We start from the raw sequence: 14,601 nt of genomic DNA on the forward strand, positions 1-14,601 counted from the left end.
GCGACCTTAATCTCCCCTTAACACAAAGGGGAAACACTCCCTCACAATCCTTAACAAAGTGTCATTTGCGCAGAGCCGGGCTCAAGCGCAGCATATCCAGCCCGGTGTCGACCCATTTTTCTACATCACCCAACAGATCGACACTGTCAGGCAGCAACAGCCAGCGCCCGATCAGGCCATCGACATAGGCAAACATGGCCACCGCCGCGCGCTCGGCATCCAGCTCGCCAGGCAACTGGCCCCGGCGTACGGCATTGGCCAGCGCCAGGGTGATGCCCTTGTGGCAATCCAGCACCGCACTCTGGCGCTGCTGGCGAATTTCACACATGTCATCGGTGAACTCGCACTTGTGATGCAGGATTTCATTGATACGACGGGTTCGGGCATCGAGCACCAGCTCGTTGAACACTTGCAACAGCAGCTTGCGCATGCAGCCAAGCGGGTCGACTTCATCCTCGCTTTCGCTCGCCCGCGCCAAATGGTCATGGGTCTCGTGCAGGCTGTCGAGCAACGCCTGCACCAGCTCGGCCTTGTTGTTGAAGTGCCAGTAGATCGCCCCCCGCGTCACACCCGCCAGTTCGGCGATGTCGGCCAGGGTGGTTCGCGCGACCCCACGCTTGTAGAAGGCCCTTTCCGCCGCCTCGATGATCTGGGCACGGGTTTCCTGGGCTTCTTCTTTGGTTCGACGGACCATGGCAGTACAACCTCATCTGGCCCGAACGCGCAGCGCGTGCGGGGAACGCTCCGGGGGCACCTCTGCCGGGGCCTCTCGGATAAGCTAATCAAGCGCTGAGGCTGTACCTGAGTACCACCCAGCAGTATTTACAAACAACCATGAATGTAAGTATATTCCTTAGCAAGCTATTTATCCACCGGATAGCATTTTTTCCAGATCAAGATCTCTTCCATTACTCTTGAGCGTCTCCCTGCTCCAGCGACCCGAGGATCCTCATGCAATTCAAGCCAGCCGTTACCGCTCTGGTTTCCGCCGTCGCCCTGGCAACCCTGCTCAGTGGCTGTAAGAAAGAAGAAGCAGCGCCAGCGGCGCAGGCTCCTCAGGTCGGCGTCGTGACCATCCAGCCGCAAGCCTTCACCCTCACCTCGGAATTGCCGGGGCGAACCAGTGCCTACCGCGTCGCCGAAGTGCGCCCGCAGGTCAACGGCATCATCCTCAAGCGCCTGTTCAAGGAAGGCAGTGAGGTCAAGGAAGGCCAGCAGTTGTATCAGATCGACCCTGCCGTGTACGAAGCCACCCTGGCCAATGCCAAGGCCAACCTGCTGGCTACACGCTCACTGGCCGAACGTTACAAGCAACTGATTGACGAACAGGCCGTCTCCAAACAGGAATACGACGACGCCAATGCCAAACGATTGCAGGCTGAGGCTTCGCTCAAGAGCGCACAGATCGACCTGCGCTACACCAAGGTTCTGGCGCCAATCAGCGGCCGTATCGGTCGCTCTTCGTTCACCGAGGGTGCACTGGTGAGCAATGGCCAGACCGACGCCATGGCCACCATCCAGCAGCTCGATCCTATTTATGTCGACGTTACCCAGTCCACCGCCGAGCTGCTCAAGCTGCGCCGTGACCTGGAAAGCGGCCAGCTGAAGAAGGCCGGCGACAACGCCGCCTCGGTTCAGCTGGTACTGGAAGACGGCAGCCTGTTCAAGCAGGAAGGCCGCCTGGAGTTCTCCGAAGTCGCGGTGGACGAGACCACCGGCTCGGTGACCCTGCGCGCGCTGTTCCCCAACCCCGATCACACCCTGCTGCCAGGCATGTTCGTGCATGCGCGGCTCAAGGCCGGGGTCAACGCCAACGCCATCCTGGCACCGCAACAAGGCGTGACCCGCGACCTCAAAGGCGCACCCACCGCCCTGGTGGTCAACCAGGAGAACAAGGTCGAACTGCGCCAGCTCAAGGCCAGCCGTACCTTGGGTAGCGACTGGCTGATCGAGGAAGGCCTCAACCCGGGTGACCGCCTGATCACCGAAGGGCTGCAGTACGTGCGCCCAGGCGTCGAGGTGAAGGTCAGCGATGCCACCAACGTCAAGAAGCCGGCCGGCCCTGATCAGGCCAACGCGGCGAAAGCAGACGCCAAAGCGGAGTAAACCATGTCGAAGTTCTTTATCGATCGCCCGATCTTCGCCTGGGTGATCGCCTTGGTGATCATGCTGGTCGGGGCCTTGTCTATCCTGAAGCTGCCGATCAACCAGTACCCCAGTATCGCGCCGCCGGCCATCGCCATCGCCGTGACCTACCCGGGCGCCTCGGCGCAAACCGTGCAGGACACCGTGGTGCAGGTGATCGAGCAGCAGCTCAACGGTATCGACAACCTGCGTTATGTGTCGTCGGAAAGTAACTCCGACGGCAGCATGACCATTACCGCCACCTTCGAACAGGGTACCAACCCCGACACCGCGCAGGTACAGGTACAGAACAAGCTGAACCTTGCCACCCCGCTGCTGCCGCAGGAAGTGCAGCAGCAAGGTATCCGCGTCACCAAAGCAGTGAAGAACTTCCTGCTGGTGATTGGTCTGGTCTCCGAAGACGGCAGCATGACCAAGGACGACCTGGCCAACTACATCGTCTCGAACATGCAGGACCCGATCTCGCGTACCGCGGGTGTAGGTGACTTCCAGGTGTTCGGTGCGCAGTACGCCATGCGTATCTGGCTCGATCCGGCCAAGCTGAACAAGTTCCAGCTGACCCCGGTCGACGTCAAGACCGCTGTGGCCGCACAGAACGTGCAGGTGTCTTCCGGCCAGCTCGGCGGCCTGCCAGCCCTGCCGGGCACACAGCTGAACGCCACCATCATCGGCAAGACCCGCCTGCAAACCGCCGAGCAGTTCGAGAACATTCTGCTCAAGGTCAACAAAGACGGTTCACAGGTGCGGCTGGGTGACGTCGCCCAAGTGGGCCTGGGGGGTGAAAACTACGCCGTCAGCGCCCAGTTCAACGGCAAGCCGGCGTCCGGCCTGGCGGTAAAACTGGCAACCGGCGCCAACGCCCTGGACACCGCCAAGGCACTGCGCGAGACCATCAAAGGCCTGGAACCGTTCTTCCCGCCGGGGGTCAAGGCGGTATTCCCGTATGACACCACCCCCGTGGTCACCGAATCGATCAGCGGCGTGATCCACACCCTGATCGAAGCCGTGGTGCTGGTGTTCCTGGTGATGTACCTGTTCCTGCAGAACTTCCGCGCCACCATCATCACCACCATGACCGTACCGGTCGTATTGCTGGGTACCTTCGGTATCCTTGCCGCCGCGGGCTTCAGCATCAACACCCTGACCATGTTCGCCATGGTCCTGGCCATCGGCTTGCTGGTGGACGACGCCATCGTCGTGGTGGAGAACGTCGAGCGGGTCATGTCCGAAGAAGGCTTGCCGCCCAAGGAAGCGACCAAGCGCTCGATGGAACAGATCCAGGGCGCCCTGGTGGGTATCGCCCTGGTGCTCTCGGCCGTACTGCTGCCCATGGCGTTCTTTGGCGGCTCCACGGGTGTGATTTACCGGCAGTTCTCCATCACCATCGTCTCGGCCATGGGCCTGTCGGTGCTGGTTGCGCTTATCTTCACCCCGGCGCTCTGCGCAACCATGCTCAAACCGCTGAAGAAGGGCGAGCACCACACTGCCAAAGGCGGCTTCTTTGGCTGGTTCAACCGCAACTTCGACCGCAGCGTCAACGGCTACGAGCGTAGCGTAGGCACCATCCTGCGCAACAAGGTGCCATTCCTGCTGGCCTATGCGCTGATCGTGGTCGGCATGATCTGGCTGTTCGCCCGCATCCCTACCGCGTTCCTGCCAGAAGAAGACCAGGGCGTACTGTTCGCTCAGGTGCAGACCCCGGCCGGTTCCAGTGCCGAGCGCACGCAGGTCGTGGTCGACCAGATGCGTGAATACCTGCTCAAGGACGAAGCCGATACCGTATCGTCGGTGTTCACGGTCAACGGTTTCAACTTCGCAGGCCGCGGCCAGAGCTCAGGCATGGCCTTCATCATGCTCAAACCCTGGGATGAACGCTCGAAGGAGAACAGCGTGTTCGCCCTGGCCCAGCGCGCCCAGCAGCACTTCTTCACCTTCCGTGATGCGATGGTGTTCGCCTTCGCCCCGCCAGCGGTGCTTGAACTGGGTAATGCCACCGGCTTCGACGTGTTCCTTCAGGACCGCGGCGGTGTCGGCCACGCGAAGTTGATGGAGGCGCGCAACCAGTTCCTGGCCAAAGCTGCGCAGAGCAAGATCCTCAGCGCCGTGCGCCCGAACGGCCTGAACGATGAACCGCAGTACCAACTGACCATTGATGACGAACGTGCCAGCGCCTTGGGCGTGACCATTGCCGACATCAACAACACCCTGTCGATTGCCTTGGGTGCCAGCTACGTCAACGACTTCATCGACCGTGGCCGGGTCAAGAAGGTGTACATCCAGGGCGAACCAAGCGCGCGGATGAGCCCGGAAGACCTGCAAAAATGGTACGTGCGCAACGGCGCAGGCGAGATGGTGCCGTTCTCCTCCTTCGCCAAAGGCGAATGGACCTACGGTTCGCCGAAGCTGTCGCGTTACAACGGTGTCGAAGCGATGGAAATCCTCGGTGCACCGGCGCCTGGTTACAGTACCGGTGAAGCCATGGCCGAGGTCGAGCGCATTGCAGGCGAGCTGCCGAGCGGTATCGGCTTCTCCTGGACCGGCATGTCCTACGAGGAAAAACTCTCCGGCTCGCAGATGCCGGCGCTGTTCGCCCTCTCGGTGCTGTTCGTGTTCCTGTGCCTGGCGGCCCTGTACGAAAGCTGGTCGATCCCGATCGCTGTGGTGCTGGTGGTACCGCTGGGCATCATCGGTGCACTGATCGCCACCAGCCTGCGCGGCCTGTCCAACGACGTGTACTTCCTGGTTGGCCTGTTGACCACCATCGGTCTTGCGGCGAAAAACGCCATTTTGATCGTGGAATTCGCCAAGGAGCTGCACGAACAAGGCCGTAGCCTGTACGACGCAGCGATCGAAGCGTGCCGCATGCGTCTGCGCCCGATCATCATGACCTCGCTGGCGTTCATCCTGGGCGTGGTACCGTTGACGATCGCCAGCGGCGCCGGCGCCGGCAGCCAGCACGCCATCGGTACTGGCGTGATCGGCGGTATGATCAGTGCGACCGTGCTGGCTATCTTCTGGGTACCACTGTTCTTCGTCGCAGTGTCGTCGCTGTTCGGCAGCAAAGAGCCGGAAAAAGACGTCACCCCTGAAAATCCACGTTATGAGGCTGGGCAATGACCAAGTCTTTGTTGTCCCTGGCGGTAACCGCTTTCATTCTTGGCGGCTGCTCGCTGATCCCTGACTACCAGACCCCAGAGGCGCCGGTGGCTGCACAGTGGCCGCAAGGCCCTGCATACTCGCCGACGCAATCGGCGGATGTTGCCGCTGCTGAACAGGGCTGGCGCCAGTTCTTCCACGACCCGGCGCTGCAACAGCTGATCCAGACCTCGCTGGTCAATAACCGCGACCTGCGCGTCGCGGCGTTGAACCTCGACGCCTACCGTGCGCAATACCGCATTCAGCGCGCCGACCTGTTCCCGGCGGTTTCGGCCACCGGCAGCGGCAGCCGCCAGCGTGTCCCGGCGAACATGTCGCAAACAGGCGAATCTGGCATCACCAGCCAGTACTCGGCCACCTTGGGCGTCAGCGCCTACGAGCTGGACCTGTTCGGCCGCGTGCGCAGCCTGACCGAGCAGGCCCTGGAAACCTACCTCTCCAGCGAGCAGGCGCGTCGTTCCACGCAAATCGCCCTGGTCGCCAGCGTGGCCAACGCCTACTACACCTGGCAGGCCGACCAGGCCCTGTTCAAGCTGACCGAAGAAACGCTGAAGACCTACGAGGAAAGCTACAACCTCACCCGTCGCAGCAACGAGGTCGGCGTGGCCTCGGCCCTGGACGTCAGCCAGGCGCGTACCGCCGTGGAAGGCGCCAGGGTCAAGTACTCGCAGTACCAGCGCCTGGTCGCCCAGGACGTCAACAGCCTGACCGTGCTGCTGGGCACCGGCATTCCTGCCGACCTGGCCAAGCCGCTGGAGCTTGATGCCGACCAACTGGCCGAAGTACCGGCCGGCCTGCCATCGGATATCCTTCAGCGTCGCCCGGACATTCAGGAAGCCGAGCACCTGCTCAAGGCTGCCAACGCCAACATTGGTGCAGCCCGCGCAGCGTTCTTCCCGAGCATCAGCCTGACCGCGAACGCCGGCAGCCTGAGCCCCGACATGGGCCACCTGTTCGCGGGCGGCCAGGGCACCTGGCTGTTCCAGCCGCAGATCAACCTGCCGATCTTCAACGCCGGTAGCCTGAAAGCCAGCCTGGACTACTCGAAAATCCAGAAGGACATCAACGTCGCCAAGTACGAAAAAACCATCCAGACGGCCTTCCAGGAAGTCTCCGATGGCCTGGCGGCACGCAAGACCTTCGAAGAGCAGTTGCAGGCCCAGCGCGACCTGGTGCAGGCGAACCAGGACTACTACCGCTTGGCCGAACGCCGTTACCGCATCGGGATTGACAGCAACCTGACCTTCCTCGATGCCCAACGCAACCTGTTCAGTGCCCAGCAAGCGCTGATCGGCGACCGCCTGTCGCAGCTGACCAGCGAGGTCAACCTGTACAAGGCGCTTGGCGGTGGCTGGTACGAGCAGACCGGGCAGGCCAACCAGCAGGCATCGGTGGAAACACCGAAAGGCTGATCGGCCTTGTTACAAAAGTAGAAAGCCCACCCTTAGCGGTGGGCTTTGCTTTTTTACTGCCTGTGCCGGCCTTTTTGCGGACGAGCCCGCGCAAGGGCCGGGCCGGCTGGCCAGTATCCCCTGGCGATTCACCGTCGCAGCCACCACCGTATTCGCGGGTGAACCCGCTCCTACACGGATCGTGTGGTGGACACATATCGGTGGTTGGGCGCAAGCCGTTGTAGGAGCGGGTTTACCCGCGAAGAGGCCAGCACAGGAGAGTTATTAACCAACCGGAACATTCCGTTCGATTATCGCCCCGTTCCGTTTGCGGCGAATTGCCTCACCCCCGCACTACCCCGCACCATCCCCCCACGCAACGTCACTCAAGTTCATCAAAAACACCCGCACCTGCAGGCCCGATCCCGCAGTGCACCGGCTCGACCATAAAAACAAGAGATCCACGACAGATGAGCATTTCGCTACCCGCACGTCAGCTGCTGCCTGGCCTGTTGGCCATGTCCTGCGCCCTCCCCGCATTCGCCGCCAACGAAGGTGGTTTCATCGAGGACGCCAAGGCCACCCTCAACCTGCGCAACTTCTACATCAACCGCAACTTCGTCGACCCGGCCCACCCACAGGGCAAGGCCGAGGAATGGACACAAAGCTTCATCCTCGATGCCCGTTCCGGTTTCACCCAGGGCACGGTCGGTTTCGGCGTGGACGTACTGGGCCTGTACTCGGTCAAACTCGACGGCGGCAAAGGCACCACCAACACTCACCTGCTGCCCGTGCATGGCGACGGCCGCCCGGCCGATGACTTTGGTCGGCTGGGTGTGGCGCTGAAGGCCAAGCTGTCCGAAACCGAGCTGAAGGTCGGTGAATGGATGCCGGTACTGCCAATCCTGCGTTCGGACGATGGCCGCTCACTGCCGCAAACCTTCCGCGGTGGCCAGCTGACCTCCAAGGAAATCGCCGGCCTGACCCTGTACGCTGGCCAGTTCCGCGGCAACAGCCCGCGCAACGATGCCAGCATGGAAGACATGTCGCTCAACGGCAAAGCCGCCTTCACCTCCGACCGTTTCAACTTCGGCGGCGGTGAGTACACCTTCAACGACAAGCGCACCATGATCGGGCTGTGGGATGCCCAGCTCAAGGACATCTACCGCCAGCAATACCTCAACCTGACGCACAGCCAGCCGCTGGGCGACTGGACGCTGGGCGCCAACCTGGGCTATTTCATCGGCAAGGAAGATGGCGCCGAACGGGCCGGCAAGCTGGACAACCGCACCGCCTCCGCCTTGCTTTCGGCGCGCTACCAAGGCCACACCTTTTACGTTGGCCTGCAGAAGGTCAGCGGCGACGATGCCTGGATGCGGGTCAATGGCACCAGTGGCGGTACCCTGGCCAACGACAGCTACAATTCAAGCTTCGACAATGCCAAGGAGCGTTCCTGGCAGGTTCGCCATGACTTCAACTTCGCCACCGTCGGCGTACCCGGCCTGACCCTGATGAACCGCTATATCAAGGGTGACAACGTCACCGTGGGCAGCGTGGACGATGGCAAGGAATGGGCGCGGGAAACAGAGCTGGCCTATGTCGTGCAGTCGGGCAGCTTCAAGGACCTGTCGGTGAAATGGCGCAACTCGACCATGCGTCGCGACTTCAGCACCAACGCGTTCGATGAGAACCGCTTGATCGTGAGTTATCCGCTGAATCTTCTGTGAATCAAATGGCCTCTTCGCGGATAAACCCGCGAGGAGGCCAGACGCCTCCTCAAATGACCTGAAGCCATAAAAATCCATGCCCCTTTTTTGAAGGCATGATTTGCAACAGCTTGATGAAATCCCTGCCATGAATTTGCCAGTGTACGCTGCCGCCATTCGCTGAGCTGATGATGGTGGTGACTGCAGGCTATCCTGATCACTATCAGGTACAGGTGAAGCAAAGCAGAACAGGGAGGCACAACAATGAAAACCCTCGTCGACCACCTGAGCCAATACGCCAACTACCACCGCGATCCGCGCAATATCGCCACCCACTTCGTCGGCATCCCCATGATCGTGCTGGCAGTCACCATCCTGCTTTCACGCCCAGGCTGGGAGATAGCTGGCATGTGGCTGTCCCCTGCCCTGGTGGCAGCGGCGGCGTCTGTGTGGTTCTACTTGCGCCTGGACCTGCGCTTCGGGCTGGTGATGGGGCTGTTGCTGGGCCTGTGCCTGTGGGTCGGTGAGGCGCTGGCAGTACAGTCGACAACGCTATGGCTCGGCGCCGGGCTGGGAGCGTTCGTGGTGGGCTGGATCATCCAGTTCATCGGCCATTACTACGAAGGCCGCAAACCGGCATTTATTGACGACGTGAGTGGCCTGATCATCGGGCCGCTGTTCGTGGTGGCGGAAGCTGCGTTCATGCTGGGCCTGTGCCCGACCCTGAAGCGCGCCGTGGAAACCAATGCCGGCCCGATTGCCATGCGGCAAAAAAAGGCATCGGTGTAAAGGCCATTCGCGGGCAAGCGCCCTGTTGCAGGGGGCTTGCCCGCGAACACGATTTACTGGCGCGATTCTACGCCAAGTTCATCCCACACCGACTCAGCCATGTGGAACGTGGCATTGGCCGCCGGAATGCCGCAGTAGATCGCGCTCTGCATCAGCACTTCCTTGATCTCGTCACGGGTCACACCATTGTTGGCCGCCGCACGCAGGTGCAGCTTCAGCTCGTCGTTGCGGTTCATGCCAATCAGCATGGCGATGGTGATCAGGCTGCGGGTATGGCGCGGCAGCCCCGGGCGGGTCCAGATGTCACCCCAGGCGTGGCGGGTGATCATTTCCTGGAACTCGCCATTGAAGTCGTTGAGCTTCTCCAGGCTGCGGTCCACGTGGGCATCACCCAGCACTGCGCGGCGCACTTGCATGCCAGCGTCGTAACGTTGTTTCTCGTCCATGGCGTTGTCCTCAGTGAGCCAGCAGGAAATCGAGCACGCGGCGGCTGAAGGCCTCGCCAATCTCGACATTGGACAGGTGCGCCGCCGGGAAGTCGACGTACTCGGCACCTTGGATACCGGCCTGCATGAAGCGGCCATGCTCAGGGGTGGTAACCACGTCTTCCGTACCGGCAACGATCAGCGCGGGCACCTGGATGCGGCCCAGTTGCTCACGATAATCAGCGTCACGTACTGCTGCACAGTTGCCTGCGTAGCCTTGCGGGCTGGTTTGCGCCAGCATCTGGCAGATACGCTGGGCCTGCTCCGCCTGTGCCTGGGCAAAGCCCGGGGTGAACCAGCGGGCGATAGAGGCATCGCGCAGGTCGACCATGGCCTGCTGGCCGCCTTTGAGTACCGTGTCGATACGGGTGTTCCACACCTCGTCATTGGCGATCTTGGCGGCCGTGTTGCACAGGGTCAGGCTGTGCAGGCGCTCACCTGCATGGATACCCAGCCACTGGCCGATCAGGCCTCCCATCGACAGGCCGACGAAGTGAGCCTTTTGAATGTCCAGGCCATCGAGCAGGGCCAGCACGTCGCGGCCCAGCTGTTCGATGCTGTAAGGGCCCTCAGTGACCAGCGATGCGCCGTGACCACGGGTGTCATAGCGCAGCACCCGGAAGTGCTGGCTCCAGAGCGGAATCTGGGTGTCCCACATGCCCAGGTCGGTACCCAGCGAGTTGGACAGGACCAGCACCGGGGCGTCATCCGGGCCATCGATCTGGTAATTCAAAACGCCATCGGCCAGTTGCAAGTGCGCCACAGCGGTCTCCTTCAGGCAGTAAAACGTTGATGTTCGGACACGGCGCGCGCCACCCAGACGCGGGCCTGGCCCAGGTAATGGGCAGGGTCGAGCAGGCGATCGAGTTCTTCGCCAGACAGCTCGGCGCTGACCTGCGGCTCGTCACCCAGCACGGCACGCAGGTGCCGCTGTTCGGCCACCGCGCGCTGGCAGCATTGTTCCAGCAGGTGGTGGGCACGATCGCGACCCAGACGCTGGGCGAGGACGATGCTCACCGCTTCTGCCAGCACCAGGCCTTGTGTCAGGTCGAGGTTACGGCGCATGCGCGCGGCATCCACCTCCATGCCCTCGGCAATCACTTGAGCCTGGCGCAGGGCACCAGAGACCAGGCAGCAGATATCCGGCAGGGTTTCCCACTCGGCATGCCATAGGCCCAGGCTGCGTTCGTGCTCCTGAGGCATGGCTGCAAACAGCGTCGACAGCAAGCCCGGCACGCGGGTTGCGGCACCGATCAACACGGCGGCACCCACCGGGTTGCGCTTGTGTGGCATGGTCGAAGAACCACCCTTGCCCGGCGCAGACGGCTCAAATACCTCCCCCGCCTCGGTTTGCATCAGCAAGCTGATATCACGGCCGAACTTGCCCAGGCTGCCGGCAACCAGGCCCAGCACCGAGGCAAACTCCACCAGGCGGTCGCGTTGGGTGTGCCAGGGCTGCTCGGGCAGGGACAGCTTGAGCTGTTCGGCCAGCGCTTCGGCCACTGGCATTGCCTTGCTGCCCAGGGCCGCCAGGCTGCCCGAAGCACCGCCGAACTGCAGGACCAGCAGGCGCGGGCGCAGTTCCTGCAGGCGCTGACGGTGGCGGGTCAAAGCCCCCAGTACACCGGCCAGTTTCATGCCCAGGGTCACCGGGGTGGCGTGTTGCAACCAGGTACGACCCACCAAGGGCGTATCGGCGTGCTTCAAGGCCTGCTGCGACAGGGTATCGGCCAGCTTGCCGAGGTCGGCCTCGATCAAATCGAGGGCATCGCGCAGCTGCAGAACCAGACCCGTGTCCATCGCATCCTGGCTGGTGGCGCCAAGGTGCACATAGCGCTCAGCCTCAGGTACGCCAGTGGCGATCACCTTGCCCAACGCTTTCACCAGCGGAATGGCCGAGTTGCCGGCGGTGGCGATGGCATTGGCCAACGCACCAACGTCATAGCGCTCGGCCTGGCATGCCGCCTCGATGGCTGCTACCGCGCTGTGCGGGACCAAACCGGCAGAGGCTTCGGCACGGGCAAGCGCTGCTTCGAAATCCAGCATGCCCTGCAGGCGGCCACGGTCGGAGAAAATCTCGCGCATGGCCGGCGCGGTGAAATAGGCGTCGAACAGTTGGTTGCTCATGCAGCGTCCTTAGTCATCATGGTGCAGGTACGCCGCCTGCTTCGGCAGGCGCAGGCTGAACAGGAAGGCAATCGCCATCATCGCCGTGACGTACCAATAGAAAGTGTTTTCCATCCCCAGGGTCTTCAGGCCCAGGGCCACATACTCGGCCGAACCGCCGAATGCTGCGTTCGCCACCGCATAGGCCAGGCCAACACCCAGTGCACGCACCTGCGGCGGGAACATCTCAGCCTTCACCAGACCGCTGATCGAGGTGTAGAAACTGACGATACACAGGGCCAGGCTGATCAGCACGAAGGCCATGAACGGGCTGGTCACAGTTTTCAGTGCCATCAGCAGCGGCACGGTGCACAGGGTACCGAGGCCGCCGAACAGCAGCATCGAATTGCGCCGACCGATACGGTCGGACAGCATGCCGAAGAACGGCTGCAACACCATGAACAGGAACAACGCCCCGGTCATCACGTAGCTGGCGTTCTTGGCTGTCATGCCCGCGGTGTTGACCAGGTACTTCTGCATGTAGGTGGTGAAGGTATAGAAAATCAGCGAGCCACCCGCGGTGTAGCCCAGTACCGTGATGAACGCCGCTGCGTGATTGCGGAACAGGCCTGCGATAGAACCTGCATCCTTGTCATTGCGGGCTTCGGCGCTACTGGTCTCGTGCAGCGAACGGCGCAACATCAGCGAGATCAGGGCGGCGATGGCCCCCACCACGAAGGGAATGCGCCAGCCCCAGGCCCGCAGTTCATCTTCAGTCAGCAGCTGTTGCAGGATCACCACGACCAGGACCGCCAGCAACTGGCCGCCGATCAGGGTGACGTACTGGAACGAAGCAAAGAAGCCGCGCTGCCCACGCAGTGCCACTTCACTCATGTAGGTGGCCGTGGTGCCGTATTCGCCCCCTACCGACAGCCCCTGGATCAGGCGGGCCAGCAATAGCAGCGCCGGGGCCCAGGTGCCGATGCTGGCATAGGTGGGCAGGCAGGCGATCATCAGGGAGCCGAAGCACATCATCAGCACCGAGATCATCAGGGAGTTCTTGCGACCATGGCGGTCGGCGAGGCGGCCGAAGATCCAGCCACCAATGGGGCGCATCAGGAAGCCTGCGGCGAATACACCTGCCGTGTTCAGCAACTGCACGGTGGGGTCGTCGGAGGGGAAGAAGGCCGGGGCAAAGTAGATCGCGCAGAAGGCGTAGACGTAGAAGTCGAACCATTCCACCAGGTTGCCTGACGAGGCACCGACAATAGCGAAGATGCGCTTGCTGCGTTCTTCGCCGGTGTAATAGGTTGAGGTCATGAGGGTTTCACTCCTGGAGGGTCCTAGGTAAGTCTAGACATACCTAGTAACACACTCGTTCCGCTATCTGGCTGGCAATTGGCCTTGTGTCTCACAGGACAGACCTCTTCGCGGGCAAGCCCGCCCCCACAGGTGATTGCGTGGATCCCTGTAAGAGCGGGCTTGCCCGCGAAGCGGCCGGTACAGGTCAAACCCGCTCGATGGCCAGTGCCAGACCTTGGCCAACGCCCACACACATGGTCGCCAGGCCTTTACGCCCACCACTCTTCTCCAGTTGGTGCAGCGCAGTCAGCACCAGGCGTGCACCGCTCATGCCCAGCGGATGGCCCAGGGCAATGGCGCCACCATTAGGGTTTACCTGTGGTGCATCGTCAGCGACACCCAGCTCACGCAGCACCGCCAGGCCTTGACTGGCAAACGCTTCGTTAAGCTCGATCACGTCGAAATCGCTTACCGCAACCCCCAGACGCTCGGTCAGCTTGCGCACCGCCGGCACCGGGCCAATGCCCATGACACGTGGAGCGACGCCGCCGCTGGCCATGCCCAGAACGCGGGCACGCGGGGTCAGGCCGTGTTTCTTCACCGCTGCGGCCGAGGCCAGGATCATCGCTGCAGCACCGTCGTTAACGCCCGAGGCGTTGCCGGCGGTGACCGTCTTGTCCGGGCCGTTGACCGGTTTGAGCTTGGTCAGCGCCTCCAGCGTGGTTTCCGGGCGCAGGTGTTCGTCACGTTCGACGATGATTTCGCCCTTCTTGTGAGCGATACGCACCGGCACAATTTCTTCGGCAAAGAAGCCGGCAGCCTGTGCAGCGGCAGCCTTCTGCTGGCTGCGCAGGGCGAAAGCGTCCTGGTCGGCACGCGAAACCTGATAGTCGTCAGCCACGTTGTCGGCGGTTTCCGGCATGGAATCCACACCGTACTGGCTCTTCATCAGCGGGTTGATGAAACGCCAGCCAATGGTGGTGTCTTCCAGCTTCATGTTGCGCGAATAGGCGCTTTCAGCCTTGCCCATGACGAACGGGGCGCGCGACATCGACTCGACGCCACCGGCAATCACCAGTTCCATCTCGCCGCTGGCGATGGCGCGGAACGCGGTGCCGATGGCATCCATACCCGACGCGCACAGGCGGTTCAAGGTGACGCCCGGGATGCTTTCCGGCAGGCCGGCCAGCAGCAGTGCCATACGGGCCACGTTGCGGTTGTCTTCACCGGCCTGGTTGGCGCAGCCGAAGAACACTTCGTCTACCTGGTCCCACTGCACGCCAGGGTTGCGCTCGATCAGCGCCTTCAGCGGCACGGCTGCCAGGTCGTCGGCCCGCACGCTGGCCAGGGCGCCGCCAAAGCGGCCGATCGGGGTACGGATGGCGTCACAGATGAATACGTCGTGCATCAGGCTTCTCCTGCCAGCTGGCCATGGTCAGCGGCGGTACGGGCGTCGAGGTCACGCATGGCGGACGGCTCGATTGGGGTGGGTGTGGAAATGGTCTGCGCGTGGCATTTGGA

The 14,601-nt window shown here is 62.3% G+C and carries 11 protein-coding genes; 5 read left to right on the forward strand and 6 right to left on the reverse strand.

The window, feature by feature from the left end; all coding sequences use genetic code 11:
* Positions 1 to 61: 61 nt before the first annotated feature.
* Complete coding sequence (gene ttgR, locus LMH93_RS22165) at positions 62 to 694, reverse strand: efflux transport transcriptional regulator TtgR (protein WP_004575141.1); 633 nt, start codon at positions 692 to 694, stop codon at positions 62 to 64.
* A gap of 257 nt (positions 695 to 951) precedes the next feature.
* Here ttgR and ttgA point away from each other — a divergent pair, with 257 nt between their 5' ends.
* From ttgA to LMH93_RS22190, 5 genes are all read left to right on the forward strand, one after another.
* Positions 952 to 2,106 (forward strand): toluene efflux RND transporter periplasmic adaptor subunit TtgA, encoded by a 1,155-nt coding sequence (gene ttgA / locus LMH93_RS22170; protein WP_003251957.1) that lies wholly within the window; start codon positions 952 to 954, stop codon positions 2,104 to 2,106.
* Positions 2,107 to 2,109: 3 nt separating this feature from the next.
* The gene (gene ttgB / locus LMH93_RS22175) at positions 2,110 to 5,262 is read left to right on the forward strand and encodes a multidrug efflux RND transporter permease subunit TtgB (protein ID WP_230064590.1); all 3,153 of its coding nucleotides are present in this window, start codon (positions 2,110 to 2,112) and stop codon (positions 5,260 to 5,262) included.
* Entirely contained in the window at positions 5,259 to 6,713 is a 1,455-nt protein-coding gene (locus LMH93_RS22180; RefSeq protein WP_003251955.1) for an AdeC/AdeK/OprM family multidrug efflux complex outer membrane factor, read from the forward strand. Before ttgB ends, LMH93_RS22180 begins: the two co-directional genes overlap by 4 nt.
* A 449-nt stretch (positions 6,714 to 7,162) precedes the next feature.
* A complete protein-coding gene (locus tag LMH93_RS22185; protein ID WP_014754361.1) occupies positions 7,163 to 8,419 on the forward strand; it encodes an OprD family porin in 1,257 nt (418 codons plus the stop codon).
* Positions 8,420 to 8,662: 243 nt separating this feature from the next.
* Positions 8,663 to 9,187 (forward strand): Mpo1 family 2-hydroxy fatty acid dioxygenase, encoded by a 525-nt coding sequence (locus LMH93_RS22190; protein WP_012053631.1) that lies wholly within the window; start codon positions 8,663 to 8,665, stop codon positions 9,185 to 9,187.
* A gap of 53 nt (positions 9,188 to 9,240) precedes the next feature.
* Here the strand turns inward: LMH93_RS22190 and pcaC are convergent, their stop codons facing one another.
* From pcaC to pcaF, 5 genes are all read right to left on the reverse strand, one after another.
* Entirely contained in the window at positions 9,241 to 9,633 is a 393-nt protein-coding gene (gene pcaC, locus LMH93_RS22195; protein ID WP_003251949.1) for a 4-carboxymuconolactone decarboxylase, read from the reverse strand.
* Between the two features lie 10 nt (positions 9,634 to 9,643).
* On the reverse strand, positions 9,644 to 10,435 hold the full coding sequence (gene pcaD / locus LMH93_RS22200; RefSeq protein ID WP_014754363.1) for a 3-oxoadipate enol-lactonase: 792 nt from the start codon (positions 10,433 to 10,435) through the stop codon (positions 9,644 to 9,646).
* An 11-nt stretch (positions 10,436 to 10,446) separates the two neighbouring features.
* Positions 10,447 to 11,799, reverse strand: coding sequence for a 3-carboxy-cis,cis-muconate cycloisomerase (locus LMH93_RS22205; RefSeq protein WP_003251947.1), 1,353 nt, complete (start codon positions 11,797 to 11,799; stop codon positions 10,447 to 10,449).
* Positions 11,800 to 11,808: 9 nt separating this feature from the next.
* A complete protein-coding gene (locus tag LMH93_RS22210) occupies positions 11,809 to 13,098 on the reverse strand; it encodes an MFS family transporter (protein ID WP_003251946.1) in 1,290 nt (429 codons plus the stop codon).
* A gap of 187 nt (positions 13,099 to 13,285) precedes the next feature.
* On the reverse strand, positions 13,286 to 14,491 hold the full coding sequence (gene pcaF / locus LMH93_RS22215; protein WP_172830960.1) for a 3-oxoadipyl-CoA thiolase: 1,206 nt from the start codon (positions 14,489 to 14,491) through the stop codon (positions 13,286 to 13,288).
* Between the last annotated feature and the right edge of the window lie 110 nt (positions 14,492 to 14,601).

The organism is Pseudomonas sp. CIP-10 (genome assembly GCF_020911845.1).
Lineage (GTDB): Bacteria > Pseudomonadota > Gammaproteobacteria > Pseudomonadales > Pseudomonadaceae > Aquipseudomonas > Aquipseudomonas alloputida.